This is a genomic window from Streptomyces sp. NBC_00045, from assembly GCF_045041095.1.
In the GTDB taxonomy this organism is placed as follows: Bacteria; Actinomycetota; Actinomycetes; order Streptomycetales; family Streptomycetaceae; genus Streptomyces.
Window position 1 is genome coordinate 2,499,996 of record NZ_CP108271.1, and the last position, 26,781, is coordinate 2,526,776.

Here is a 26,781-nt window from a genome sequence, read left to right on the forward strand (position 1 = left end):
CAGGCCGTACCGTATCGGGGTGACGACAGACCTCGGGCCGTTCGCCCCCACCCGGCACTGGATGCGGGCCCATCCGCTCGCCACCGATGCCGTCCTCGCGCTCGGGGCGCTGGTCTCCATGGTCGTCGGCTCCTTCGCCGACCCGCACGGCGCGCACGGGCCCACCTTCGGGACCCGGACCCCCGAGCCGTTCTCGCTGCTGCTGATGGTGCTGGGCGCGGCCGCGCTGGTGTTCCGGCGGCGCCGCACCCGCACCGTGCTCGCCGTGACCATCGGGCTGTGCCTGCTGGAGCTGACCACCGGCGAGCCGCGGGCTCCCGTCGCCATGTCCACGGTGATCGCCCTCTACACGCTGGCCTCGCGCACGGACCGGCCCACCACCTGGCGGATCGCCGTGCTCACGATGGCGGGGCTGACGGGCGTGGCCATGCTGGCCGGCCCGCTGCCCTGGTACGCGCAGGAGAACATCGGGATCTTCGCCTGGACCGGGATGGCCGCGGCCGCCGGTGACGCCGTGCGCAGCCGGCGGGCGTTCGTCGACGCCATACGGGAGCGGGCCGAACGGGCCGAACGGACCCGCGAGGAGGAGGCCCGGCGGCGGGTCGCCGAAGAGCGGCTGCGGATCGCCCGGGACCTGCACGACGTGGTGGCCCACCACATCGCCCTGGTCAACGTGCAGGCGGGGGTGGCCGCGCACGTCATGGACAAACGCCCGGACCAGGCCAAGGAGGCCCTGGCCCACGTCCGGGACGCGAGCCGCTCGGCGCTGAACGAGCTGCGGGCCACGGTCGGGCTGCTGCGGCAGTCCGGCGACCCGGAGGCACCGACCGAGCCGGCTCCGGGGCTGGCCGTCCTGGACGAGCTGGTGGACACCTTCCGGCACGCCGGGCTGCCGGTGAAGGTGATGGTCGAGCTGGGCCGGGAACGGGACCCGCTGCCGGCCGCGGTGGACCTGGCGGCGTACCGGGTGATCCAGGAGGCCCTGACCAACGTGCGCAAGCACGCGGGCCCGGAGGTCCGTGCCGAGGTCAGCGTGGTCCGGGTCGGCACCTCGGTGGAGGTGACGGTGCTGGACGACGGCGGCACCGCCGAGGTCGCCGAGGACGACGGCGCGGGCGGTGGCCACGGGCTGCTCGGCATGCGCGAGCGGGCCACGGCGCTGGGCGGCTCCTGCTTCACCGGTCCCCGGTTCGGCGGCGGCTACCGGGTGCACGCCGTCCTCCCCGTCACCTAGCCCCCGGTCTTCGTCCGGTCCGCTACTTCTCCTGCTCGTTCCCGGGCGGGCAGAACTGGCGCCAGACGCCCAGCTCGTACTTCTTCTGCAGCGAGCTGAGCCGCAGTTGCTGCGAGCGCGGGCACCACTTCCCGATCCGGCCCTCGTACTCCACGTGGAAGACGGCCTTGCCCGCCGTGACGAACGGGGTGAGCCGCTCGCACTCGTCGTACTCGAAACACTGCTCGTTGACCGCGAAGTCGAAGTCCCCCACCAGCTGCGGGATCTGGTCGAGGTCGTTCTTCAGCCCGACCGCCAGGCCGCGGTCGTGCGCCAGCTTCGCGATCAGCCGGTTGTACTTCAGCTGGTCGTCGGCGGTGAGCGGGAAGCCCGTCTCGTTGCGGTAGCCGTCCATGTTGTCCGGCTCCACCGCGTCGAAGCCCTTTTCGCGGCACATGTCGAACCGTTTCGCCATCAAGGGCTCCAGCTCCGAGGTCCGCCGGACGTCCAGCCAGCGCTCGCCCTCCCAGCCGTTGCCCTCGCCGAGCAACGCCTTCGGGAAGGCGGCGGCGTCGGGGCGGAACTCCTCCCAGGCGCCGGTGGACACGTAGCAGATGGTCCGGCGGCCGGCCCGCTCCAGCTCGGCGACCTGTTCCTTGGTGGTGTTGAACCCGTCGACGTCGTACACGGCGGCCTTCACCGAGGTGTCCAGCTTCTCGGTGAGCTGCCACTGCCAGCTGACCCCCGGCTTCGGCTGCCAGCGCTCCCCCGGCGCAGGGGCGAGCGACCGGTCGTCCGGCTCCTGCGGCCGCTCGCTGGTGCAGGCGGCCAGCAGGAGCAGCAGGAGCAGCGGCACGGCGCGGCCGGCGCGGCCGCGGCCGGTGGTGCGCGTCATCCGGCGGCCTCCAGGGCGTACGGGAGGGTCCCCCACGGGTGCGCGCCGGTCCCGGGGACCGCGCAGTGCACCGCGGCCCCCCGTCGGCTGGCCAGTTCGGCGGCGGGCGCGCCCGGCGGGACCGCGTACACGAGGTGGCAGAACCGCTGGGCGGGGTGGTCGGCCGTCCAGGGCGGCACCGCCGCGTCCCGGTAGGCGTCCCAGGGGCCCTCGAAGGTGACCAGTAGATCGGCGAGTGCGGCGTAGTCGGGGTGCGGGTGGACCCCGTGGTTGAGCACGAGGGTCCGGGCGCCGGCGGCCCGGGCGGCGACGGCGAGCCGCCCGTAGTGCGACAGCAGGGCCTGATCGGCGGAGGCCTGGTCGAGGAAGGCCCCGTCGGCGCCGTACCAGTCGCGGTGGCGCAGCAGGTCCTGCACCACGGCGGAGTGCGGGCGCCGCCCGTAGTCGGTGTCGGTGTAGCCGAGGACGGGCACCCCGGCGTCGCGCAGTCGCTGCGCGACGGCGGCGAACCGCTCGTCGGGGGCCTCGCCGGGCCCGCTGGCGGGGTTGAGGACCACGGAGTGCAGCCGGCCGGCGGAGCGGATCAACAACTCCCAGTCCTCGGGCCGGTCGTCGGGGTGCTCGTAGAGGGGCACCAACAGCATGGGGGCCTTCTTCTCGTACGGGGTCACGTCGTTCGGGGTCGCGTCGTTCGGGGTCGCGTCGTTCGGGCTGTCGCGGATCGGGGTCACGTCGTACGGGCTCACCGGGATCAGCGGTGGGCCGTCGCGCGGCCGAGCAGGAGGCAGACGAGCGTGCCCAGCGCCGCCGCGGCTGCACCGGCCACGACGAGCTGGACCAGCCGCGGCTGCCCGAGCCCGAGCAGCAGCGCCAGGCTCTGGGCGACGGCCGCCGAGGCGCAGACCACGGCCGCGGGCCGGACCGCGCCGAAGGACTGGAGCAGCAGCCCGGTCCACATGACGGCGCCGAGCAGCAGCAGGGTCGCGGCCCGGACCCCGGTCAGCGCGGGGGCTCCCGGCCACAGCAGGGTTCCGGTGAGCCCGAGGAGCAGGAGCACCGCCAGGTACGCGGCGAGGCAGCGGCCCAGCGTGCCGAGCATCCTCAGTCCGAACTGCCGGGGCGAACGGGCCGCCCGCAGCCCGGCCAGGCTCCCGCTGCGGAACCGGTGGAGCAGCCATTCGGCGGGCCCCATGCTGAGGGTGAGCGCCACCGCCGACGGGGCGGCGACGGCCTCGGCGGGACCCCCGGCGAGCACCTCCCCGAGGGCGGCGTACAGCACGAGCAGGCCGGTGCCGAGGCCGAACACGCCGTACGGCACGGAGTCCCCGATCCGGGGACCGCGCGGGCCGTACTCCTCCTCGGCTCCCCGCAGCATCCGCCAGCGCACCGGGCCCTCGCCGGGTCCGTGCCCGGACCAGTCCCGGATCCGGCGCACGCCGGACCGTACGCCCTCGGCCAGCGGCAGCTCGTGTAAGGCGAGGGTGCAGGCGGCCAGCAGGGACACCAGCAGCAGGCCCACCCGCACCGGCAGGGGCGGGTCGGTGAAGAGCGAGAGCAGCGCCCCCGCGGCCATCGGGGCGAGAGCGGCGAGCAGCACCCGTTCCCGGCCGAGGACCAGCAGCACGGTGGCGGCGCCGACGTACAGGGCCTGGCCTGCGGCGAACGCGTACGAGAACGGCGGCCCGCCGGGCACGGTCAGCGCGGCGGCGATGCCGAGCAGGGCGCCGACGGGGGCGCCGACGAGCAGGGTCCGCCCGGCGGCGGCCCTGTCTCCCAGACCCAGCCAGGAGTAGGCGCGGTGGGACAGGGTCTGGTCCCACACCCAGCCGATGAGCGCCCCGGCGAGCAGGGTCAGCGTCCCGGCGGGCAGGCCCAGGCGGTCCTTGGGGCCCTCCAGCAGCGGGGCGCCCAGGACGTAGGCGAGACCGGGCAGCGCGAAGATCAGCCCGCGCAGCAGACAGGCGGTGAGGGAGACCCTCCAGGGGTCGGGGACGTGCTCCGGTTCGGGGAAGGAGCGGGGCACCCGGACGTAGAGCTCCTCGGCGAGGCCGAAGGAGTCGTGACGCCCGTAGGCGAGCCGGATGTGCTCGTCGGTCATCCCGTCGGATTCGAGGATGGCGGCGATCTCGTCGGGATGGACGGCCGCCGCGATGAAGGGGCCGAGGCGTTCGGCGAGTTCGTCCATCGGGTCGCCGGCGGGGCCGGGCTCCCCCGGCCCGGTGCGCCGGGGCCGGGGGATGGCGGGCAGGGTGTCGCCGCCGGGGACGCGCAGCCAGAGGGATCCGCTCACCACAGGCTCCCGTCGGCGGCGAGTTCGCGGTACCAGGGGTCGGCGAGCCGCTGCGTCCAGTCGTCGCCCTCGCGGACGGGCAGGACGGGCTGGCCGGCGAGTTCCCGGTAGATGTGGCGGAAGCCGTCCACGGACTGGTGGAGGGTGAACTTCTCGACGACCCGCTTGCGGGATCGCCGGCCCAGTTCGGCGCGGCGTTCGTCGTCGCGGAGCAGGGCGAGGGTGGCGCGGGCCATGGTCTCCGGTTCGCGCGGCGGGACGACGAGCCCGGTGTCGCCGACGGCCTCCCGCACCCCGCCGACGTCGGTGGAGACGGTGGTGCGGCCGCAGGACATGGCTTCGATGATGCTGAAGGGGAAGCCCTCGCTGATGCTGGAGAGCATCACGACGCTGCCCGCCGCGTAGGCCCCGGCGACGTCCGCGACGCGGCCCTCGTACGAGATCCCGTCGGTCACGCCGAGTTCGGCGGCGAGTTTCTCCAGGCGGAGCTTGTACTCCTCGCAGCCGGCCGGGACCGGGCCGAACAGCCTCAGCCGCAGGGCGGGCAGCTCTTCGCGCATGAACGCGTAGGCCCGGACGAGGGTTTCGAGGTCCTTGATCGGGTCGATGCGCCCGCACCAGCTGAGGGTGGGGACCTCGGGTTCGGGTCCGGCGTCGGGGAAGGCGTACGGGTCGACGCCGTTGTACACCGTGCGGATGCGGTCGGGGGCGGCGCCGCCGCGCTCCTCCCAGCGGCGGTTGTACTGGTTGCACGGGGTGATGAGGTCGGCCTGCCGGTAGCCCTCGGTGTTGAGCTCCCGGTAGAAGCCGAGCATCAGGGCCTTGACCGGCCAGCGCTGCTGCGCGGTGCGGTAGCCGAGGTAGCGCTCGCGCAGGTAGATGCCGTGCTCGGTGAGCAGGAAGGGCACCTGGTCGAGGTACTTGGCGGCGAGGGCCGGGAGGGTGGCGAGGCCGCTGCTGACGGAGTGCGCGACGCTGTCGGGCGGGATCCGTACGGCGAGCGGCCGCAGCGCGTGCTCGATCAGGTCGGTGGCGGTGAGCGCGTCGTGGATGGTGGGCCCGGCGGCGGCGGTGGAGACGCCGGGGCGCGTCCACACGTCCATGAGGAGGCGCAGGACCGTTTCGGAGCGCAGGGCCGGGGCGAGGCGGCCGGCCCGGGCCAGGACGGCGAATTCGCGGAGGGCTTCGGAGAATCCGCCGCGGCCGGGGGTGCCCCCTGCGGTGGCCGGGGGAGGATCGAGGAGCGAGAGCAGGAAGGTTTCGTAGGTGTCGGCGAACCGGCGGTGCGCCTTGCCCCGCAGGACCGAGCGGCGGCCGGGCGTCGCTCCCCAGAGCGGGACGGCGGTGTGCCGGTAGACGTTGCGGGGCAGCTCCCACGTGACGGGCTCACGGCCGGAGCCGGTCAGGGCTATGACGTTGAAGTCGACCTCCGGCATCCCGCGCACCAGTTGGTCGCACCAGGTGCTGACTCCCCCGTGGACGTGTGGATAGGTGCCTTCGGTGAGCATGGTGACATGACGCCCATGACTCATGCGCTGTGTCCCCCCAGGACGGAAAAGGGGCCGGCGCCCGTAGATGTCCGGAGCGCCGGCGCTAGGTGGTACCAGGTGGTACTGGCGTCGGAGTGACGCGGTGGTCAGCTGGGCAGCTTGAGCGTGACCGCGCTCTGGAGCATCTCGGGCGCGGTCCACGCCGAGCGGTTGCCCGCGTAGGCGGTGCCGAAGTCGGCGGTGCCCAGCAGGAGCTGCTTCTTCGTGCCGTTGGGTGCGGTCAACGGGGCGACGACCCCGGAGGGCGCCTTGACGGTGACGGCGGTCCCGATGCGGTAGGCCGTGACCTTGCCGTCGGCCAGGGCCTTGTCCCAGGCGGCCCGGCGGCTCAGCTCGACGCCGGTGTCCTTCATGCTCTGGTTCACGATCGGGGCGCTGGGTGCGTAGAGCGCGCGGTAGGTGTCGAGGACCTGGTTGAGCACCGGGTAGAGGGTGCGGTCCTCGGCGAGGTTGGACTGGTGGACGTAGTGCGGACGCGGGTCGTTGGCCAGGACGTGGCGCAGGGCGGTCCGCGCCTCGGCCGGGACGATGTAGTCCAGGTAGCCGGTGGAGGCGTTCAGCGGGGCCGGCAGACAGGTGGAGGTCGCCGGGTTGTCCTCGCAGGTGCCGCTGCCGCCCTGGGCGCGACTGGTGTAGATCCAGTTGTACTCGTCGGCCATCTCCGCGTTGGTGCCCGTGTTGTAGTACACGTTCATCGGGTAGCGGGGGACGGTCAGGGCGGCGCCGACCGCGCGCTGTGCGGACTCGCGCGAGTTGTCGCTGCCGGCCCACTTGACCCCGTTGTCGGCGAGCGCGCCCGCCAGGTTCGGGTTGTCGACGGGCTGCTCCGGGAGGGTCTTGAGGCCCGAGTGCTCACCGGTGACGAGCTCGGAGCGGTCGGTGGTGATGCCCTTGGCCGCGGCCCAGTTGTTGTTGTCGCGGATCTGGGCGGAGATCTCGGACCGGCTCATCCAGTTGACGGCGCCCTGGGCGTTCTTCGTACAGGTCCACGGGACGGTGGTGGTGTCCTGGACGCAGCCGAGGAACGGGTGGGTGTAGGTGTGGTTCATCCAGCGGTACTTGGCCCGGTCCGCGACGAGCTGTGCGGTGAGGGCGTCGGTGCCGCCGTTCTCGGTCTTCCACTCCTCGCCGGCGCCGGCGTTGAAGAGGAGGTCGAGTTTGAAGTTCTTGCTCGTCTGCCACTGCGCCGCGTACTGGGCGTCGGCGGCGGACATCCGGATGGTGCTCTCCTTGCCCTCGCCGCCCGCACAGGCGTAGTCGCCGGGCGTGCAGTTGAGGTCCTTGCTCCACCGGGCGTCCGGGGCGAAGATGTCGTCGACGTGGACGGCGAAGTACTGGCGCTCCTGGCCGAGATGGACCCCCTGGGTGAGCCAGTCGACGATGCCGCGCGCGAGCAGCCGGAACTGCTGCTGGTACTGGTTGTAGCCGAAGGTGACGACCAGTTCGCTGCGGCCGTCGTGCGCGTACTCGCCGACGAGCGAGGCCCGTCCGCCGGCGACGGGCGCGTCGAGGTAGCTGGTGTAGCCGGCCCGCGGCTTGCCCATGAACCCGTAGCTCTCGGGGACCAGGGCGGAATTGTCTTCGAAGGCGACCTGGCCGGCCAGGTAGTTGAACGGGCCGGCCTTGCCGGCGGCGGTGACGGAGGCCTGGGTGCCGTCGAGCTGCCCGCTGTAGCCGCCGTTGTCGGTATATTCGAGGCCCACGCCCGGGTGGGCCCAGGTGTAGGCGTCGACCTGGCGGATGTTGTACGTCGTCTCGTACGTGCTGAGTGCGGCCATCTCGGCCGAGCCCTCGCCGAACGGGTTCTCGTTCGGCAGCACGACGCCCTGGTACTTGGCGCGCGGCCGGCCGTCGACCGTGTCGCTGAGGAACCCGGCGTTGATCACCGGGCGGCCGGAGCTGCCCAGGACGACCCGGGTGTAGGGCACCCCGGTGTCCCGGAGCTGGGCGGTGATCGCCTCGACCGAGCTGCCGCCGTCGTCGACGACGAGCACCTTCAGGTCGATGCGCGGTGTCACGACCGCCTCGGCGGTCGCGGCGGGCATTGCCACGGACATCAGCGCTGCCACGGCCATTGCGGCGGCAGCCCTGTTCATCCGGTTCTTGTTGACCATTTCGGCCTTTCCCCCCGCAGGCATCACTCGACTACGGCCCCATGGCGGTCGGCCGGGCCGAGGAGGCTCTGTGGAAATCATGCAAAGGGACCCCGCGTCCCCTTGCGAGAGTGGACCGAGTCTCTCGGACCTCGTCAGGTCTAAAGGGCAAACCTGGAACAGAAGCCACAGATGGGTGAACCTGTCGGCGGCTTGATCGAACAACTTGCCAAACCTTCGAGTGCCGTACGGACGAGCCGCTACGCGTAGGCTCATTTCTGGCGGCCGTCGGGCCGGAATACGATCGCTACGGATGGCCGTCCACCCACTCGGCCCACAACACAAACGGAAGCGAGACTTCACCACCGTGACTGCTCTGACTCTCAGCACTGCCGGCGCGGCGACGCTGCGCGCCGACGCCCTCGTGGTCGGCGTGGCGAAGGGCCCGAAGGGCCCGGTCGTCGCCGCAGGCGCCGAGGCCGTGGACAAGGCGTACGACGGAAAGCTCGCCGCCGTGCTCGACGCGCTCGGCGCCTCCGGCGCCGAAGGCGAGACCACCAAGCTGCCGGCCCCGGACGGCCTGAAGGTCCCGGTCGTGCTGGCGGTCGGACTCGGCTCCGTCCCCGAGAAGGACGAGTCGTACGACGAGGAGGCCCTGCGGCGCGCCGCCGGCGCCGCCGCCCGCGCCCTGCACGGCTCCAAGAAGGCCGCCTTCGCCCTCCCCCTGGACGACGCCTCGGCCGTGACCGCCGTCGCCGAGGGCGCGCTGCTGGGCGCGTACGCCTTCACCGCCTACCAGGGCGGCGAGAAGAAGGCCTCCGGCAAGAACGGCGGCCCGAAGCAGCCGCTCGCCGAGGTGACCCTGCTCGGCGCCAAGCCGCGCGACAAGGAGCACAAGGCGGCCGCCGAGCGCGCGACCGTCGTCGCCACCGAGGTCAACGTCGCCCGCGACCTGATCAACACCCCGCCGAACGACCTCACCCCCGAGGCCTTCGCCGCCGTCGCCTCCGCGACGGCCAAGGAGAACGGCGTCAAGGTCCAGGTCCTCGACGAGAAGGCACTGGTCAAGGGCGGCTACGGCGGCATCATGGGCGTCGGCAAGGGCTCCGAGAACCCGCCGCGCCTGGTGAAGCTCTCCTACACCCACGCCAAGGCGGAGAAGACCCTCGCCTTCGTCGGCAAGGGCATCACCTACGACTCGGGCGGCATCTCCCTGAAGCCGGCCGGCCACAACGAGACGATGAAGTGCGACATGTCCGGCGCCGCCGCCGTCTTCGCCGCCGTCATCGCCGCCGCCAAGCTGGGCCTCCAGGTCAACGTCACCGGCTGGCTCGCGCTCGCCGAGAACATGCCCTCCGGTTCCGCCACCAAGCCCGGCGACGTGCTGCGCATGTACAGCGGCAAGACCGTCGAGGTCCTGAACACGGACGCCGAGGGCCGCCTGGTCCTGGGCGACGCCCTGACCAAGGCCTCCGAGGACAACCCGGACGCGATCGTCGACGTCGCCACCCTGACCGGCGCCATGGTGCTGGCCCTGGGTGACCGCACCTTCGGGATCATGGCGAACGACGACGCCTTCCGCACCGCGATCCACGAGATCGCCGAGGAGGTCGGCGAGGCGTCCTGGCCGATGCCGCTCCCCGAGGACCTGCGCAAGACCATGGACTCCCCCACCGCCGACATCGCCAACATGGGTGTCCGGATGGGCGGCGGCCTGGTGGCCGGCCTCTTCCTCCAGGAGTTCGTCGGCGAGGGCATCACCTGGGCGCACCTCGACATCGCGGGCCCGGCCTTCCACGAGGGTGCGCCGTACGGCTACACCCCCAAGGGCGGCACCGGCTCGGCCGTGCGCACCCTGGTGCGGCTGGCCGAGCGTACGGCCACCGGCGACCTGGGCTGACGTACCTCACCCAGCGCACCTACCACGTGTGAGGCGTGCCGCCTGACATGTGATGTGTGACGCGTGACGCACCCCGGGGCCTCGAAGATCAGTCGATCGAGGCCCCGGGTTCGTTCACCCACAACGAAATCCGTAGGTTTCTACGCTTCGGTAACCCCTACTTCGGGCAGAACGACCTGCCACAGTGCGGGCCCGGCGTCCCGCGTTCCCCCGACAAATGCGAAGATGGGTTCTCGGCAGGACAGGGCCCCCACCACAGGGCCGAATCAACAAGCGGCCGATTACCAGCCGCCGCCCGGTCACAGAGGACCGGTGCTCGGCGCACATGCATGGAGGACGTGACGTGGCGAACGACGCCAGCACCGTTTTCGACCTAGTGATCCTCGGCGGCGGCAGCGGCGGTTACGCCGCGGCTCTGCGCGCATCCCAGCTGGGTCTGGACGTTGCCCTGATCGAGAAGAACAAGCTCGGCGGCACCTGCCTGCACAACGGCTGCATCCCCACGAAGGCCCTGCTCCACGCGGGCGAGATCGCGGACCAGGCGCGCGAAGCCGCCCAGTTCGGCGTGAAGGCCACCTTCGAGGGCATCGACATCGCGGGTGTGCAGAAGTACAAGGACGAGGTCATCTCGGGCCTGTACAAGGGCCTGCAGGGCCTGGTCGCCTCCCGCAAGGTGACGTACATCGAGGGTGAGGGCCGCCTTTCCTCGCCGACCTCCGTCGACGTGAACGGCCAGCGCATCCAGGGCCGCCACGTCCTGCTGGCGACCGGCTCCGTGCCGAAGTCGCTGCCGGGCCTGCAGATCGACGGCAACCGCATCATCTCCTCGGACCACGCGCTGGTCCTGGACCGCGTTCCCGAGTCGGCGATCGTCCTGGGCGGCGGCGTCATCGGCGTCGAGTTCGCCTCGGCGTGGAAGTCCTTCGGCTCCGACATCACCGTGATCGAGGGCCTCAAGCACCTCGTCCCGGTCGAGGACGAGAACAGCTCGAAGCTGCTGGAGCGCGCGTTCCGCAAGCGCGGCATCAAGTTCAACCTCGGCACCTTCTTCGACAAGGCCGAGTACACCGAGACCGGCGTGCGCGTCACGCTGGCCGACGGCAAGACCTTCGAGGCCGAGGTGCTGCTGGTCGCCGTCGGTCGCGGCCCGGTCTCGCAGGGCCTCGGCTACGAGGAGCAGGGCATCGCGATGGACCGCGGCTACGTCCTGGTCGACGAGTACATGCAGACGAACGTGCCGACGATCTCGGCCGTCGGCGACCTCGTCCCGACCCTGCAGCTCGCGCACGTCGGCTTCGCGGAGGGCATCCTCGTCGCGGAGCGCCTGGCCGGTCTGAAGACCGTCCCGATCGACTACGACGGCGTTCCGCGCGTCACGTACTGCCACCCCGAGGTCGCCTCCGTCGGCATCACCGAGGCCAAGGCCAAGGAGATCTACGGCGCGGACAAGGTCGTGGCCCTGAAGTACAACCTGGCGGGCAACGGCAAGAGCAAGATCCTGAAGACCGCGGGCGAGATCAAGCTCGTCCAGGTCAAGGACGGTGCCGTGGTCGGCGTCCACATGGTCGGTGACCGGATGGGCGAGCAGGTCGGCGAGGCCCAGCTGATCTACAACTGGGAGGCCCTGCCGGCCGAGGTCGCGCAGCTCATCCACGCGCACCCGACCCAGAACGAAGCGCTCGGCGAGGCCCACCTGGCCCTGGCCGGCAAGCCGCTTCACTCCCACGACTAATACGTCACGGGCGCGACGACCACTTCCGCACATTCGTTAGGAGCAACTGAAACCATGTCGGTTTCCGTAACCCTTCCGGCGCTCGGAGAGAGCGTTACTGAGGGCACTGTCACCCGCTGGCTGAAGGCCGAGGGCGAGCGCGTCGAGGCCGACGAGCCGCTGCTCGAAGTCTCGACCGACAAGGTCGACACCGAGATCCCGTCCCCCGTGTCCGGCATCCTGGCCGCCATCAAGGTCGCCGAGGACGAGACCGTCGAGGTCGGCGCCGAGCTGGCCGTCATCGACGACGGCTCCGGCGCGCCGGCTGCCGCCGAGGCCGCGGCCCCGGCACCGGCAGCAGTCGCCGAGGCTCCGGCCGCCCCGGCCCCGGTCGCCGAGGCCCCCGCCGCCCCGGCCCCGGTCGCGGAGGCTCCGGCCGCCGCTGCACCTGCCGCCTCCGGCACGGACGTCGTTCTCCCCGCCCTGGGCGAGAGCGTCACCGAGGGCACCGTCACCCGCTGGCTGAAGCAGGTCGGCGAGTCCGTCGAGGCCGACGAGCCGCTGCTCGAAGTCTCCACGGACAAGGTCGACACCGAGATCCCCGCGCCGGTCTCCGGCACGCTGCTGGAGATCCGGATCGGCGAGGACGGGACCGCCGAGGTCGGCGCCGTCCTGGCCGTCATCGGTGCCGCCGGTGCCGCCCCGGCCGCCGCTCCGGCTCCGGCCGCCGCTGCTCCGGCCGCTGCCCCGGCTCCGGTCGCGGCTGCGCCTGCCGCTCCGGCTCCGGTCGCCGCCCCGGCTCCGGTCGCCGCCCCGGCTCCCGTGGCCGCTCCGGCTCCCGTTGCCGCTCCGGCTCCGGTCGCCGCCCCCGCCGCTCCGGCTTCCGCCGGTGACGAGGGCGCGTACGTGACCCCGCTGGTGCGCAAGCTCGCCTCGGAGTCCGGCGTCAACCTGGCTTCGGTCTCGGGCACCGGTGTCGGTGGCCGCATCCGCAAGCAGGACGTCCTGGCCGCCGCCGAGGCCGCCAAGGCCGCCGCTGCCGCCCCGACTCCGGCCGCCGCCCCGGCCGCGAAGGCCCCGGCTGCCGCCGCGGTCTCCGAGCTGCGCGGTCAGACCGTCAAGATGACCCGCATGCGCAAGGTCATCGGCGACAACATGATGAAGGCGCTGCACTCGCAGGCTCAGCTCAGCTCCGTGGTCGAGGTGGACATCACCAAGATCATGAAGCTGCGCGAGCAGGCCAAGGCGTCCTTCCTGGCCCGTGAGGGCGTCAAGCTCTCGCCGATGCCGTTCTTCGTCAAGGCCGCCGCCCAGGCGCTGAAGGCCCACGCGGTCGTCAACGCCCGGATCAACGACGACGAGGGCACCATCACCTACTTCGACTCGGAGAACATCGGCATCGCCGTGGACTCCGAGAAGGGCCTGATGACCCCGGTCATCAAGGGTGCCGGCGACCTCAACCTGGCGGGCATCTCCAAGGCGACCGCCGACCTGGCCTCCAAGGTCCGCGGCAACAAGATCACGCCGGACGAGCTGTCGGGCGCGACCTTCACCATCAGCAACACCGGTTCGCGCGGTGCGCTGTTCGACACGGTCATCGTGCCCCCGAACCAGGTCGCCATCCTGGGCATCGGTGCCACGGTCAAGCGTCCGATGGTCATCGAGACCCCCGAGGGCACCGTCATCGGCGTCCGCGACATGACGTACCTGACCCTGTCCTACGACCACCGCCTGGTGGACGGTGCGGACGCGGCCCGGTACCTCTCGGCCGTCAAGGCGATCCTCGAAGCGGGCGAGTTCGAGGTCGAGCTCGGCCTCTAAGGCGCACGCCGCACCGGCAGCCCCTCGTACGGCGCCCCCGCCCGGAACCACTTCGGGCGGGGGCGCCGTCGTCATACCCTGGTGGGTCCATGTGTGACATCTCGGGGGGCGTCGTATGGCACGGGCACGGGTGACGGATCTCGTCGTGGTACTGCCGGGCATCTTGGGCAGCCGGCTGGCGGACGCCGACGGCGGGGCCGTCTGGGACCTGGCGGGCGCGGACCTGTTACGCGGCCTGCGGACCTTCGGCCGTTCCCTGAGCGCCCTGCGCCTCCCGAAGGACATCGGCGACGGGGATCCGGGAGACGGCGTCGTCCCCGTGGGCCTGATGCCCGACCTGCACGCCCTGCCCGGCATCTGGGGCCCGGTGGACGGTCACACGGACCTGTTGCGCTGGCTGGAGCGCCGTTTCACCCTGTCCGTTTCGGACAACCTCCTCACCTTCCCGTACGACTGGCGGTTGTCCTGCCGGTACAACGCGGAGCGGCTGAAGGGCCGGATCGACCTGGAGCTGGAGCGCTGGCGGGCCTCGGCGCCCGAGCGGCGCGAGGCTCAGGTGGTCTTCCTCTGCCATGCGATGGGCGGGCTGGTGGCCCGGCAGTACGTGGAGCGCCTCGGCGGCCACGAGGTCACCCGCCGCCTGATCACGCTGGGCACGCCGCACCGTGGCTGTGTGGAGGCCCTGGTCGGCCTGGTCGACGCCGGGGACCCCCTGGGCCTGGGCCCGGACCTCGGCGCGTTCGCCCGCAGTCTGCCGTCCCTGCACCAGCTGGCCCCCGACTACGCCTGCCTGGCGGGCTCCGACGGCCTCGCGCACCCCCGCGACCTGCCGGGGCTGCCCGGCGTCGACGCGGCCCTGCTGGCGGACGCGGCCCGCTTCCACGCGGACCTGCGCAGCGCCCCGCCGCGGGCCGAGCTGCGGGTGGTCGTCGGGGTCGGCCAGCCCACGGCGACGACCGCGACCTGCGACGGGGAGCGCCTGACCCTCCTGGAGGAGGCCGATGGTGACGGCACGGTGCCGCGCCCGGCGGCCCTCCCGGCGCAGCCGCCCGGCGACGGCGGCGCGGCCACCGAGTCCTTCGCCGCGTACGAGCAGCACGGCTCGCTGCACAACAACCGGGCCGTACGGGCAGCCCTGCGGGGCTTCCTGGGCGATGAGCGGGACCGGCGCACGGTCCCCGCGGACCCGGCAGCCGGGCTGGGCGTGCGGGCGCCCGCCGTGCTGGCCGCGGGGGCCCCGTACGAGGTCACGGTCACGGCCCCCGGCGAGGGGCTGCGGCTGATGGCGGAACTGCGCCCTACCGACGGCGGGAGCCCGACGGCCCGCCCCCTGCGGGGCCTGGGCGGCGGCCGCTACTCCGTCGCGTTCGCGCCGCCGCAGCCGGGCGCCTACCGCCTGACGGTGGGCTCGGTCACGGCTCTTGTAACCAGCCTCACCCAACGGCCCTGACCAGGAAGGCATCCCGGCGGGCTACTGCGCCGTATTGTCTACGCATCGAAGCGATCGTGCCGTCACAGGAGATGAAGCCCGGATGATCACCCCACCCGTCGTGCACTCGCTGCGCGAGCAGATCCGCGAGCACATCGTGGAGGGGATCGTCAGCGGGCGCTGGAAGCCCGGTGAGCGGATCGTGGAGCGTCGGATCGCCGTGGAACTGGAGGTCAGCCAGACGCCGGTGCGCGAGGCGCTGCGCGAGCTGGAGACGCTGCGGCTGATCGAGTCGGCGCCGAACAAGGGCGTGCGCGTACGGAACCTGTCGGCGGCCGACCTGGAGGAGATCTACCCGGTCCGGGCCGGTCTGGAGCAGATCGCGGCAGAGCTGGCCGCACCCCGGCTGGCGGCCGACTGCTCGACGCTGGAGCCGCACGTGGCGGCCCTGTGGGAGGCCGACCGGATCGAGGACGGGACCGCGCAGGTGCGGCACACCGTGGGCTTCCACCGGGAGCTGGTGCGGGCGGCCGGGAACAGCGTGCTGCTGCACACCTGGGAGAGCCTGGGCATCGAGGTCTTCACGGCCCTGTCCATCCGCTGGCTGGGAACCGTCCAGAAGTCGTACGCGGAGGAGCACGCGGCCCTCGTGGAGGCGTTCCGCAATCAGGATCCGGACATCGGCGTGCTGGTGAAGCGGCACGTCCTGGGGTGCGCGCCCCGCGCCTGACGGTCGCACCGACAGGTTGGTTCGTCCCGTTTTACCCGGCACCGGGTGCCTATTTTCATGGCACCGGGTGCCGACTTTCGGCCGCTGGACATTTCTTCGCCACATTCATTTGATCGATCATCGATCAGCGATTTACAGTCGACGACGGACCCCACCCGGGTCCACCGACCCTGTCCTGCCCGTCAGGGATTTTTCACCACCTCTCCTTTGTCCGGAAGGCGGCGCACACCGATGTCCGACCCCGTAGGAAAGCTTCCGAGCGAGCTCGACCAGCTCCCGGACCGCGACACCGAGGAGACCGCCGAATGGGCGGCCTCCCTCGACGCCGTCGCCAAGGCCGCCGGTACGCGCCGCGCCGAATACCTGCTCCGCCGCACCCTCCAGCACGCCGAGGCCGCCGGCCTCGCCCTGCCGAAGCTGCTGGAGACGGACTACGTCAACACCATCCCCACCTCCGCCGAGCCCGAGTTCCCGGGTGACGAGGAGATGGAAGCCAAGATCACCGCATGGAACCGCTGGAACGCGGCGGCCATGGTGACCCGCGGCTCCAAGTACGGCGTCGGCGGCCACATCGCCACCTTCGCCTCGGCGGCCTGGCTCTACGAGACCGGCTTCCAGCACTTCTTCCGCGGGAAGGAGGCCGACGGATCCGGCGACCAGCTCTACATCCAGGGCCACGCCTCCCCCGGCATCTACGCCCGCGCCTTCCTCGACGGGCGCATCTCCGAGCAGCAGCTCGACAACTTCCGCCAGGAGGCCGGCGGCAACGGCCTGCCGTCCTACCCCCACCCGCGGCGCCTGCCCTGGCTGTGGGAGTTCCCGACGGTCTCCATGGGTCTCGGCCCGCTGTCCGCGATCTACCAGGCGCGCTTCAACCGCTACCTGCAGAACCGCAGCATCAAGGACACCGCCAACTCGCACGTCTGGGCCTTCCTCGGCGACGGCGAGATGGACGAGCCGGAGTCGACCGCCGCCCTGGCCCTCGCCTCCCGCGAGCAGCTGGACAACCTGACCTTCGTCATCAACTGCAACCTGCAGCGCCTCGACGGTCCGGTCCGCGCGAACTTCCGCGTCGTCCAGGAGCTGGAGGCCCAGTTCCGCGGCGCCGGCTGGAACGTCATCAAGTCGCTGTGGGGCTCCGCCTGGGACGAGCTGTTCCAGCTCGACACCACGGGCGCCCTCGTACGCCGCCTGCGCGAGGTACCGGACGCGCAGTTCCAGACGTACGCGACCCGCGACGTGGCCTACATCCGCCAGCACTTCTTCGGCGCCAACGCCGAGCTCGTGCAGCTGGCCGGGGTGCTCTCCGACGCGAAGATCGCCGAGTGCTTCCACAGCTCCCGCGGCGGCCACGAGCCCCGCAAGGTCTACGCCGCGTACAAGGCCGCCCTGGAGCACAAGGGTGCGCCGACGGTCATCCTCGCGCAGACCGTCAAGGGCTACACGCTGGGCGCCGGGTTCGAGTCGAAGAACGCGAACCACCAGATGAAGAAGCTGACGACCGACGAGTTCAAGAACATGCGCGACCTCCTGGGCCTCCCGATCCCGGACAGCGCCTTCGTCGACGGCAAGGTCCCGTACGGTCACCCGGGCGCGAACAGCCCCGAGGTGCAGTACCTGAACGAGCGCCGCGCGGCCCTCGGCGGCCCCGCCCCGGCCCGCAAGGTCCACCACGTGGCCCTGCCGGCTCCGGCCGAGCGCTCCTTCGCCCCACTGCTCAAGGGCTCCGGCAAGCAGGAGATGGCCACCACCATGGCCTTCGTCCGTCTGGTCAAGGACCTGATGCGCGACAAGGAGACCGGCAAGCGCTGGGTTCCGATCGTCCCCGACGAGGCCCGTACCTTCGGTATGGAGTCCCTGTTCCCGTCGGCCGGCATCTACTCGCCGCTGGGCCAGACGTACGAGCCGGTCGACCGCGACCAGCTCATGTACTACAAGGAAGCCAAGGACGGCCAGATCCTCAACGAGGGGATCACCGAGGCCGGCGCCATGGCCGACTTCATCGCCGCCTGCACGTCGTACGCGACGCACGGCGAGCCGATGATCCCGTTCTACATCTTCTACTCGATGTTCGGCTGGCAGCGCACCGCCGACCAGATGTGGCAGCTCGCCGACCAGCTCGGCAAGGGCTTCATCGTCGGCGCCACCGCCGGCCGCACCACGCTGACCGGTGAGGGCCTCCAGCACGCGGACGGCCACTCCCACCTGATCGCGTCCACGAACCCGGCGTCGCTCAACTACGACCCGGCGTTCGCGTACGAGATCGCGGTGATCGTCAAGGACGGTCTGCGCCGCATGTACGGCGAGAAGCCGGAAGACGTCTTCTACTACCTGACGGTCTACAACGAGCCGAAGCCGCAGCCGGCCATGCCCGAGGGCGTGGAGGAGGGCATCCTCAAGGGTCTGTACCGCTTCAACACGGCGGCGGACCTGGCGGAGGCGGCCCCGGCCGCGGACGCCCCGAAGATCCAGCTGATGGCCTCGGGTACGGCCATCCACTGGGCCCTGGAGGCACAGCAGCTGCTCGCCGCCGACTGGAACGTGGCCGCCGACGTCTGGTCCGCCACCTCCTGGGGCGAACTGCGCCGCGACGCGCTGGAGTGCGACGAGGCGCTGCTGCGCGGCGAGATGCGCACCCCGTTCGTCACCCGCGCCCTGGAGGGCGTCACGAGCCCGGTCCTCGCGGTGTCCGACTGGATGCGCCAGGTCCCGGACCAGATCAGCCAGTGGGTGGAGCAGGACTGGACCTCGCTCGGTACGGACGGCTTCGGCCTGTCCGACACCCGCGAGGGCGCCCGCCGCCACTTCGGCGTCGACGCGCAGTCGATCGTGGTGGCCGCGCTGGCCCAGCTCGCCCGCCGCGGCGAGGTCCCGGCGTCCGCCATCAAGGAGGCGCGCGAGCGTTACGGCCTGTAGCCCTCGGGCACGGGCACGGTAGGCCGAAGGCCGGTGTACGACCTCGTAAACGGGGTCGTACACCGGCCTTTGGCCGTATGCGCGGTGGCGGCGAGGGGGCGCACCCGTGATGCTGGAGCGGTGATGGACGAGACGGAGTTCTGGGAGATCGTCGACCGTACCCGCGAGGCCGCCGAGGGCGACCCCGAGGAGCACGCCGAGCTGCTCGTGGAGCGGCTGGCGCAGCTCGACCCGGACTCCGTCCTGGACTTCGCCCGGCACTTCGAGTCCCGGTACAACCGGGCGTACACGTGGGACCTGTGGGGCGCGGCCTGGGTGCTGCTCGACGGGGCGAGCGACGACGCGTTCGACTACTTCCGGTGCTGGCTGATCGGCCAGGGCCGGGAGGTCTTCGAGGGCGGGGTGCACGACCCCGACGCGCTCGCGGAGCTCCTGGAGGAGTTCGACGAGGAGATCGACGGGGACGGCGAGGAACTGGGGTACGCGGCCGACGAGGCGTACGAACAGCTGACCGGGGCGGTGGCGCCGGACTTGGGGATCGCGCTCCAGGCCGCCGAGCCGGAGGGCACCCCGCTGGACTTCGAGGACGAAGCCGTGCTCGCGGAGCGCTTCCCCCGGCTGTGGGACCGCTTCAGGGGCTGAGCGGCTAGTAGTGCGTACCGCCGTCGATGCGGATCTCCGTACCGGTGATGAAGGCGCCGTCCTCGGAGCCCAGCATGGCGACGACGCCGGCGACGGTCTGCGGACCCGCGAAGCCCTGGCCGAGGGCCGGGGCCAGCTTGGCGAACAGGCTCCAGTCGGTGTCCTCGGGCAGGCCGGGGCCGTTGCCGGTGGTCATGCCGCTCTCGATGGAGCCGGGCGCGACGGCGACGAAGCGCAGGCCCTGCTTGCTGTACTCGGCGGCCAGGGCGTGGGTCATGGACTGGATGCCGCCCTTGCTGGCCGCGTAGGCGGACATGTAGGGGTGGGCGAAGGACGCCGAGGTGGAGCTGAAGTTCACGACGACCGGCTGGTCGCCCTCCAGCAGCGCCGGGAGCGACTCGCGGATCATCAGGAAGGTACCGGTGAGGTTGACCCCGATGACCTGGTTCCAGAAGTCGAGCGTGGTCTGGTGGGTGTGCGCGGAACGCAGGATGCCGGCCGCGTTGACCAGGACGTCGAGCCCGCCGAGGGACTCGACGGCGGCGGCGACACCGCTCCGTACGGCGGCCTCGTCGGATATGTCGAGGACGGCGGTGGTGAGCCGGCCGGCGTGGCCGTCGGCCGCGGCCCGGTCGGCGGTCGCCTTCAGGCCGGCCTCGTTGACGTCCACGGTGTGGACGCGGCCGCCCTCGGCGAGGATGCGGTGGACGGTGGCCCGGCCGATGCCGGAGCCCCCGCCGGTGATGAGGACGCGACGTCCTTCGTAACGGTTCATGGGGCGAGCGTACGAGCATGCGACATGTTTTGCCAGAGTGTCAAAGCATGCAATCCCTCTCATTGCCGAGGGGTAGGCTTCACCCGTGAGATCCCCTCGTCCGTACTCCCCCCTGGCAGGCCCCGGAGCCCAGTCGCTGACCGAGCGCCGCAAGGCCGCCACCCAGCTCGACATCGCCCGCGCGGCCTGCGCCCTGTTCGCCGAACACGGCCCCGACGGCACCACCGCCGAGGACATCGCGCACCGCGCCGGCGTCGCGCTGCGTACGTTCTACCGGTACTTCCGCAACAAGCAGGAGGCCGTGGCCCCGCTGCTCGCCGGCGGCGGCGACGCCTGGCGCGCACTGCTCGCCGAGGAGGACCCCGGCACGCCCCTCGACGAGGCCCTGGAACGCGCGGTGACCCGCTCGCTCAGCGACTCCCGGACGGTCGAGGAGGGCCTGGAGGTCACCCGCGGCCTGCTCCGCGCGGCCCAGGCCGACGAGGCGTTGCGCGCGGTCTGGTACCGGGTGAACCAGGACTCCGAGGAGCGCCTGGTCCCGGTGATCGCCCGGCTGGTCGGCGAGGACGCCGACCCGCTGGGCGTCCGCCTCCTCGCGGCGGCGGCCACGGACGCCATCCGCATCTCCCTGGAACTCTGGTCGACCACGGACGCCCCGGTCTCGGGCACCGGCTGCCCCGCCGAACTCGCGGTCCGCTGCCTGCGCGACCTGACGGGCGCGATGCCGCTGCTCCGCCGGCCCGGAGGAACGGCCGCGGCGCCGGGAGCCTGAACGACGAACGGCCCCGCCGCTCTCCGGGGAGAGCGGCGGGGCCGTTGCGTGCACTGCTTCTTAGATGTCGAAGTACATCTCGAACTCGTGCGGGTGCGGGCGCAGGGCGATCGGGGCGATCTCGTGCGTGCGCTTGTAGTCGATCCAGGTCTCGATCAGGTCGGGGGTGAAGACACCGCCGGCCAGGAGGTACTCGTGGTCGTTCTCCAGGGCCTTGAGGACGTCCTCCAGGCTGGTCGGGACCTGCGGGACGCTCGCGTGCTCGTCGGGGGAGAGCTCGTAGAGGTCCTTGTCGATCGGCTCCATCGGCTCGATCTTGTTCTTGACGCCGTCGAGGCCGGCCAGCAGGAGGGCCGCGAACGCCAGGTACGGGTTCGAGGACGGGTCCGGGGCGCGGAACTCGACGCGCTTGGCCTTCGGGTTCGAGCCCGTGATCGGGATGCGCATGGCGGCCGAGCGGTTGCGCTGCGAGTACACCATGTTGACCGGCGCCTCGAAGCCCGGGACCAGGCGGTGGTACGAGTTCACCGTCGGGTTGGTGAAGGCGAGCAGCGACGGGGCGTGCTTGAGGATGCCGCCGATGTAGTAGCGGGCGGTGTCCGACAGGCCCGCGTAGCCGGCCTCGTCGTAGAACAGCGGGTCGCCGTTCGCCCACAGCGACTGGTGCACGTGCATGCCCGAGCCGTTGTCACCGAAGATCGGCTTCGGCATGAAGGTCGCGGTCTTGCCGTTGCGCCAGGCGACGTTCTTCACGATGTACTTGAAGAGCATCAGGTCGTCGGCCGCGGCGAGCAGCGTGTTGAACTTGTAGTTGATCTCGGCCTGGCCACCGGTGCCGACCTCGTGGTGCTGGCGCTCGACCTGGAGGCCCTGGGCGTCCAGTTCGAGGGAGATCTCGGCGCGCAGGTCGGCGAAGTGGTCGACCGGGGCTACGGGGAAGTAACCACCCTTGTAGCGGACCTTGTAACCACGGTTGTTCTCCTCGGAACCGGTGTTCCAGGCGCCGGCCTCGGAGTCGATGTGGTAGAAGCCCTCGTTCGCGGAGGTCGCGAAGCGCACGCTGTCGAACACGTAGAACTCGGCCTCGGGGCCGAAGTACGCGGTGTCGGCGATGCCGGTGGAGGCGAGGTACGCCTCGGCCTTCTTCGCGATGTTGCGCGGGTCGCGGCTGTAGGCCTCGCCCGTGATCGGGTCGTGGATGAAGAAGTTGATGTTGAGCGTCTTGTCCTTGCGGAACGGGTCCAGACGCGCGGTGGTGATGTCGGCACGCAGCGCCATGTCGGACTCGTGGATCGCCTGGAAGCCGCGGATCGAGGAGCCGTCGAAGGCGAGCTCCTCAGCCGGGTCGAACGCCCGAGCCGGGATGGTGAAGTGCTGCATCACACCAGGCAGGTCGCAGAAGCGGACGTCGACGAACTTGACGTCGTTCTCCTCGATGTACTGCTTCACTTCGTCGGCGTTCTGGAACATCCAACTCCTCCTACTCCCGGCCCCGGGGCAGGGCGGGCTTTATAGCTCGTGGTGCGTCAGTGCGGTGCCGCACGCTGACCCGACCATAAGCAGACGGGATTTCTCAAGCATGACCCATTTGTTTCGCACAAGTTAACCAGGGTCCCGCCGGAAGGCCGTGGAGCCGCACAGGTACCGTGGTCGGGTGGACAACAGGCAAGCACTCGGATCCTGGCTCTCCGGCCCCCGCGCGGCCGCCGAGGACATGGGCGTCGACTTCGGCTACCCGGGCCAGCGGCTCGGACTGCCCCAGGAGGGGTCCGGCTCCGCGGCCCGGTTCGGCCGCCGCTTCGGCGCCGTCGCCATCGACTGGATCGGCTGCCAGGTGATCGCATACGGGCTCATCACCGGCGGCAACGCGACCGCCACGGGCAACTGGACGCTCGCGCTCTTCGTGGTGCTGAGCATCCTCACCGTCGGCACCGTGGGATTCACCCCCGGGAAGCGGCTCGTGGGCCTGCGGGTCGTCGCGGAGGGCGGCGGCCGCCTCGGCTTCGGCCGGGTCGTGCTGCGCACGCTGCTGCTCGCCCTCGTCATCCCGGCGCTGGTCTGGGACCGCGACGGGCGCGGCCTGCACGACCGCCTCGCGCGCGCCGTCCAGGTCCGCATCTAGGAAGACGCACGACAGAAGGGGCGCCCCGGACCGATCGGTCCGGGGCGCCCCTTCTGTCGTATACGAAGATCGCCTGAACGGGTCAGCGCATCTTTCCGCCGCGCGGCATCCGCGTGCCCTTGGGCATCGGGCCCTTCGGCAGCGGCATGTTGCTCATGAGGTCACCCATGGCGCGCAGCTTGTCGTTGACCTGGGTGATCTGCGGGCCGGCCAGGACGCGCGGCAGCTTGAGCAGCGTCGTACGGAGCTTCTTCAGCGGGACCTCGCCCTCGCCGGTGCCCACGATGAAGTCGTGCACCGGGACGTCCGGCATGATCCGGGCCAGCTTCCGCTTCTCGGCGGCGAGCATCGGCTTGAGCCGGTTCGCGTTGCCCTCGGCGATCAGCACGACGCCGGCCTTGCCCACGGCCCGGTGGACGATGTCCTGGCTCCGGTTCATCGCGACGGCCGGGGTGGTCGTCCAGCCCCGCCCCACGTTGTCCAGTACGGCCGCGGCCGCGCCCGGCTGTCCCTCCATCTGCCCGAAGGCAGCCCGCTCGGCCCGCCGTCCGAAGACGATCGCCATCGCGAGGAACGCCACCAGGAAGCCCAGGATGCCCAGGTAGACCGGGTGGTCGATCAGGAAGCCGATCGCGAGAAAGACACCGAAGGTGACGATTCCCACGCCCGCGACGATCAGACCGACCTTCGGGTCGGCCTTGCGCGTCATCTTGTACGTCAGGGCGATCTGCTTCAGTCGCCCGGGGTTCGCAGCAGTCTCTGCGTTTGACTTCCTCGCCATAGAGCGAAGTTTACGTGGCCTGCGGGGTCCGGGTCGCCGCGGCCTCAAGTACGTGTTCGGTTTCGACCCGGTCCTTGGCTCTGCGGCGGTCCTCCAGTACGGCGGTCCACGCGTTGCGGCGGGCGCCGCTCATGAGCAGGGACTCGAAGCCCCGGAAGGCGTCGGTGAACGACGGAATGGCAATGGCGCGTACGGGCGCGGCCTGCATGATGTCGATCCCTTTCACGGTGCTCACGGTGCTCGTCGGGGGGCCGAGGTGCACGGCGGGGAGGGTCAGCGGTGTGTGCGGTGCGTGGACCCATCGTCACTGACTGGTGTTACCAGGGCATGACCGCTCGGTCAAACGGTGATGAAACATTTACGCGGCCCGCCGGGCTCTTCGTTACAAAAGAGCCTAGGGGCCGCGTCGATGCGGTGTTACCCGCTGGTAAGACTTTGTGCGTGAGTTCACACAGTCCGGGTGGTAGCGCGCGTCACACCCTCACGCGCGTCCCCCGGACCCGGCTGCGCTTCTCCGTCCCCGCGGTCGAGCTCCACCTCGCCACCGCTCCGGCCGAGTGCCCGCCCTCGTACCTCGGGCGGACCCTCAACCTGCGCTCAGACTCGGCTGCGCTTCTCCATCGCCTGCTGGTAGAGGCGGCCGGCCCGGTACGAGGAGCGGACCAGCGGGCCCGACATCACGCCGGAGAAGCCGATCTCCTCGGCCTCCTTCGCCAGCTCCACGAACTCGGCCGGCTTCACCCAGCGCTCGACGGGGTGGTGCCGCGGCGAAGGCCGCAGGTACTGGGTGATGGTGATGAGCTCGCAGCCGGCCTCGTGCAGCTCCTTCAGCGCCTCCGAGACCTCCTCGCGCTCCTCGCCCATGCCCAGGATCAGGTTGGACTTCGTGACGAGGCCGTAGGCGCGGGCCTGCCGGATCACGTCGAGCGAGCGCTCGTAGCGGAAGCCGGGGCGGATCCGCTTGAAGATCCGCGGCACCGTCTCGACGTTGTGCGCGAAGACCTCGGGGCGGGAGGCGAAGACCTCCTCCAGCAGCTCCGGGACCGCGTTGAAGTCGGGGGCCAGCAGCTCGACCTTGGTGTGGCCGGCCTCGCGGCCCGCCGTCTGCTGGTGGATCTGGCGCACGGTCTCCGCGTACAGCCAGGCACCGCCGTCGGCCAGGTCGTCGCGCGCGACGCCCGTGATGGTGGCGTAGTTCAGGTCCATCGTGACGACCGACTCGCCGACGCGGCGCGGCTCGTCCCGGTCCAGGGCCTCGGGCTTGCCCGTGTCGATCTGGCAGAAGTCACAGCGCCGGGTGCACTGGTCGCCGCCGATGAGGAAGGTGGCCTCGCGGTCCTCCCAGCATTCGTAGATGTTGGGGCAACCGGCCTCCTGGCACACGGTGTGCAGTCCTTCGCCCTTCACCAGGGCCTGCATCTTCGTGTACTCGGGACCCATCTTCGCCCGGGTCTTGATCCACTCGGGCTTGCGCTCGATGGGGGTCTGGCTGTTACGGACCTCCAGGCGCAGCATCTTGCGTCCGTCGGGTGCGACTGCGGACACGACCGGCTCCCTGTGACTTCGATTCTTCGGCGCCCACCAGGGTACGCCCGTAATTTCATACGCTCTTACGTCGGCCAACCTGGGGGCGGCCGGACGCATTCCCCCCGGTCGTCAGCCCGCGGCGGGCTCGATCTCCCGGGGCCGCAGCTCGGCCTGCTCCAGTACGTCCTTCAGGTGGCGTTGGACGACCGGCAGCACGTCGGCGATGGTGATCTCGCGGCCCAGTTCGTACGAGAGCGAGGTCACACCGGCGTCCCGGATGCCGCAGGGAACGATCCGGTCGAACCAGGTGTTGTCCGGGTTCACGTTGATCGCGAAGCCGTGCATGGTGACGCCCTTGGCGACGCGGATGCCGATGGCGGCGAGCTTGCGGTCCTCACGCCGCTGGCCGGCGTTGGAGGGGGCGTACTCGGGGCCGTTCAGGCGCGGGTCGAACTCCTCGTCCGTCAGCCGCGGGTCGAAGTCGAGCGAGAGGCCGCCGATCTTCGGGCGCTCCTCGATCGGGTCGCCGAGCACCCAGACCCCGGAGCGGCCCTCGACCCGGGTGGTCTCCAGGCCGAACTCGGCGGCGGTGCGGATCAGCCCCTCCTCCAGGCGGCGCACGTGCGCGACGACGTCGACCGGGCGGGGCAGCTTCATGATCGGGTAGCCGACCAGCTGGCCGGGGCCGTGCCAGGTGATCTTGCCGCCGCGGTCCACGTCCACGACGGGCGTGCCGTCCAGCGGGCGCTCGTTGTCGTCGGTGCGCCGGCCGGCGGTGTAGACGGGCCGGTGCTCCAGCAGGAGGCAGGTGTCGCCGATCTCGTCCGCGAAGCGCGCGGCGTGGACCCGCCGCTGCTCCTCCCACGCCTGGGTGTACTCGACGTAATCGGGTCCGAAGCCCAGATGGACAAACCCAAGCTCAGCCACCGCAGCGCCTCCTCATTGAACCTGCCGTGTGCACGTACCGCACCAGCCAAGGGTACGGCGGCCGGTTTCCTACCCCTCAGCGGCCCGTTGGCGGAGCGTCCTCGGGGCCCGGCGGCAGCGGCTTGGGCCGCTTGCGGCCCCGGGGCGGCCGGTCCGGGTCCTCGTCGGCCCGCGGCAGCCGCCGGTGGCCTTCCGAGTGGTCGTTGACCCAGCCGCACACCCCGCACGCGTACCGGCCGTCGAGCCCCGCGATGTACGTGCCGCAGCGGCGGCACTCGGCCTCGGTCAGTTCGGGCGCGAGCAGTGGCGCGGTGGCGTCGGCGGAGGGATCCGCCCCGGTGGGCCTGCGGGTCATGTCGCGCAGCGTACGCGGACGGAGGAGGCCAGTCCGTAAAGGGCCCTACCGATTCTGCACACAAACGAGTGAGTGTGGCTTTGACCTGTACGCATGGGCTGCTCCATGTGCTAATGCCAGCACATCTCAGCACGGGGTCATCACCGGTGCTGAGTCGCCGTTACGCGGCCAGCCCCAAGATCCCGTCGAGCACGTTCACGGCCTGGAGCATGGAGTCCGGCGTCATGCGCCCGTACGTGCCGGCAGTGATGGTGATGGAGGCGTGTCCGAGCACTTCTGGCACCTGTCGCAGCTAGCGGGAGGCTGCGGCCACGGGGGCATGAAGAGCTTTG

The 26,781-nt window shown here is 71.2% G+C and carries 22 protein-coding genes; 10 read left to right on the forward strand and 12 right to left on the reverse strand.

Annotated elements, in window-relative coordinates:
* Positions 1 to 19 precede the first annotated feature (19 nt).
* Entirely contained in the window at positions 20 to 1,234 is a 1,215-nt protein-coding gene (locus OHA65_RS11790) for a sensor histidine kinase (protein ID WP_371646658.1), read from the forward strand.
* A 22-nt stretch (positions 1,235 to 1,256) separates the two neighbouring features.
* Here the strand turns inward: OHA65_RS11790 and OHA65_RS11795 are convergent, their stop codons facing one another.
* The 5 genes from OHA65_RS11795 to OHA65_RS11815 form a co-directional block, all read right to left on the reverse strand.
* Complete coding sequence (locus OHA65_RS11795) at positions 1,257 to 2,108, reverse strand: endo alpha-1,4 polygalactosaminidase (RefSeq protein ID WP_405761821.1); 852 nt, start codon at positions 2,106 to 2,108, stop codon at positions 1,257 to 1,259.
* Complete coding sequence (locus OHA65_RS11800) at positions 2,105 to 2,752, reverse strand: spherulation-specific family 4 protein (protein WP_327285623.1); 648 nt, start codon at positions 2,750 to 2,752, stop codon at positions 2,105 to 2,107. Before OHA65_RS11800 ends, OHA65_RS11795 begins: the two co-directional genes overlap by 4 nt.
* Positions 2,753 to 2,859: 107 nt before the next feature.
* Positions 2,860 to 4,398, reverse strand: coding sequence for a hypothetical protein (locus tag OHA65_RS11805; protein ID WP_371646660.1), 1,539 nt, complete (start codon positions 4,396 to 4,398; stop codon positions 2,860 to 2,862).
* Positions 4,395 to 5,930 carry a GT4 family glycosyltransferase PelF gene (gene pelF, locus OHA65_RS11810; RefSeq protein WP_327283085.1) on the reverse strand — a complete coding sequence of 512 codons (1,536 nt, stop codon included), beginning with the start codon at positions 5,928 to 5,930 and terminating at the stop codon, positions 4,395 to 4,397. Before pelF ends, OHA65_RS11805 begins: the two co-directional genes overlap by 4 nt.
* A gap of 104 nt (positions 5,931 to 6,034) precedes the next feature.
* A complete protein-coding gene (locus OHA65_RS11815) occupies positions 6,035 to 8,062 on the reverse strand; it encodes a hypothetical protein (RefSeq protein ID WP_327283086.1) in 2,028 nt (675 codons plus the stop codon).
* Positions 8,063 to 8,408: 346 nt separating this feature from the next.
* Between OHA65_RS11815 and OHA65_RS11820 the strand changes: the two genes are divergently transcribed.
* The 7 genes from OHA65_RS11820 (at position 8,409) to OHA65_RS11850 (ending at position 19,190) form a co-directional block, all read left to right on the forward strand.
* Positions 8,409 to 9,941 (forward strand): leucyl aminopeptidase, encoded by a 1,533-nt coding sequence (locus OHA65_RS11820; RefSeq protein WP_327283087.1) that lies wholly within the window; start codon positions 8,409 to 8,411, stop codon positions 9,939 to 9,941.
* A 343-nt stretch (positions 9,942 to 10,284) separates the two neighbouring features.
* Positions 10,285 to 11,673 (forward strand): dihydrolipoyl dehydrogenase, encoded by a 1,389-nt coding sequence (gene lpdA / locus OHA65_RS11825; protein ID WP_327283088.1) that lies wholly within the window; start codon positions 10,285 to 10,287, stop codon positions 11,671 to 11,673.
* A gap of 54 nt (positions 11,674 to 11,727) precedes the next feature.
* Positions 11,728 to 13,473, forward strand: a complete 1,746-nt coding sequence (gene sucB / locus OHA65_RS11830) for a 2-oxoglutarate dehydrogenase, E2 component, dihydrolipoamide succinyltransferase (RefSeq protein WP_327283089.1) — start codon at positions 11,728 to 11,730, stop codon at positions 13,471 to 13,473.
* Positions 13,474 to 13,588: 115 nt separating this feature from the next.
* Positions 13,589 to 14,923, forward strand: a complete 1,335-nt coding sequence (locus OHA65_RS11835) for a lipase/acyltransferase domain-containing protein (protein WP_327283090.1) — start codon at positions 13,589 to 13,591, stop codon at positions 14,921 to 14,923.
* Positions 14,924 to 15,008: 85 nt separating this feature from the next.
* The gene (locus OHA65_RS11840) at positions 15,009 to 15,632 is read left to right on the forward strand and encodes a GntR family transcriptional regulator (protein ID WP_327285624.1); all 624 of its coding nucleotides are present in this window, start codon (positions 15,009 to 15,011) and stop codon (positions 15,630 to 15,632) included.
* Positions 15,633 to 15,863: 231 nt separating this feature from the next.
* Positions 15,864 to 18,548: a pyruvate dehydrogenase (acetyl-transferring), homodimeric type gene (gene aceE, locus OHA65_RS11845; RefSeq protein WP_327283091.1), complete on the forward strand. Its 2,685-nt coding sequence runs from the start codon at positions 15,864 to 15,866 to the stop codon at positions 18,546 to 18,548.
* A 123-nt stretch (positions 18,549 to 18,671) separates the two neighbouring features.
* On the forward strand, positions 18,672 to 19,190 hold the full coding sequence (locus OHA65_RS11850) for a DUF4240 domain-containing protein (RefSeq protein WP_327283092.1): 519 nt from the start codon (positions 18,672 to 18,674) through the stop codon (positions 19,188 to 19,190).
* Positions 19,191 to 19,194: 4 nt separating this feature from the next.
* On the opposite strand, the gene OHA65_RS11855 is transcribed toward OHA65_RS11850, so the two are convergent.
* On the reverse strand, positions 19,195 to 19,965 hold the full coding sequence (locus OHA65_RS11855; RefSeq protein WP_327283093.1) for an SDR family oxidoreductase: 771 nt from the start codon (positions 19,963 to 19,965) through the stop codon (positions 19,195 to 19,197).
* A gap of 85 nt (positions 19,966 to 20,050) precedes the next feature.
* Here OHA65_RS11855 and OHA65_RS11860 point away from each other — a divergent pair, with 85 nt between their 5' ends.
* Positions 20,051 to 20,737, forward strand: coding sequence for a TetR family transcriptional regulator (locus tag OHA65_RS11860; RefSeq protein WP_327283094.1), 687 nt, complete (start codon positions 20,051 to 20,053; stop codon positions 20,735 to 20,737).
* Between the two features lie 60 nt (positions 20,738 to 20,797).
* Here the strand turns inward: OHA65_RS11860 and glnA are convergent, their stop codons facing one another.
* Entirely contained in the window at positions 20,798 to 22,207 is a 1,410-nt protein-coding gene (gene glnA, locus OHA65_RS11865; protein WP_327283095.1) for a type I glutamate--ammonia ligase, read from the reverse strand.
* 184 nt (positions 22,208 to 22,391) lie between these two features.
* Between glnA and OHA65_RS11870 the strand changes: the two genes are divergently transcribed.
* Positions 22,392 to 22,859, forward strand: coding sequence for an RDD family protein (locus OHA65_RS11870; protein ID WP_327283096.1), 468 nt, complete (start codon positions 22,392 to 22,394; stop codon positions 22,857 to 22,859).
* 82 nt (positions 22,860 to 22,941) lie between these two features.
* Here OHA65_RS11870 and OHA65_RS11875 read toward each other — a convergent pair whose 3' ends face one another.
* From OHA65_RS11875 to OHA65_RS11895, 5 genes are all read right to left on the reverse strand, one after another.
* Entirely contained in the window at positions 22,942 to 23,640 is a 699-nt protein-coding gene (locus OHA65_RS11875; protein ID WP_327283097.1) for a DUF4191 domain-containing protein, read from the reverse strand.
* Between the two features lie 10 nt (positions 23,641 to 23,650).
* A complete protein-coding gene (locus OHA65_RS11880) occupies positions 23,651 to 23,848 on the reverse strand; it encodes a hypothetical protein (protein WP_054225563.1) in 198 nt (65 codons plus the stop codon).
* Positions 23,849 to 24,237: 389 nt separating this feature from the next.
* Positions 24,238 to 25,185 (reverse strand): lipoyl synthase, encoded by a 948-nt coding sequence (lipA, locus tag OHA65_RS11885; RefSeq protein WP_327283098.1) that lies wholly within the window; start codon positions 25,183 to 25,185, stop codon positions 24,238 to 24,240.
* Between the two features lie 111 nt (positions 25,186 to 25,296).
* Positions 25,297 to 26,094: a lipoyl(octanoyl) transferase LipB gene (lipB, locus tag OHA65_RS11890; protein ID WP_328762514.1), complete on the reverse strand. Its 798-nt coding sequence runs from the start codon at positions 26,092 to 26,094 to the stop codon at positions 25,297 to 25,299.
* 76 nt (positions 26,095 to 26,170) lie between these two features.
* Entirely contained in the window at positions 26,171 to 26,449 is a 279-nt protein-coding gene (locus OHA65_RS11895) for a hypothetical protein (RefSeq protein ID WP_327283100.1), read from the reverse strand.
* Between the last annotated feature and the right edge of the window lie 332 nt (positions 26,450 to 26,781).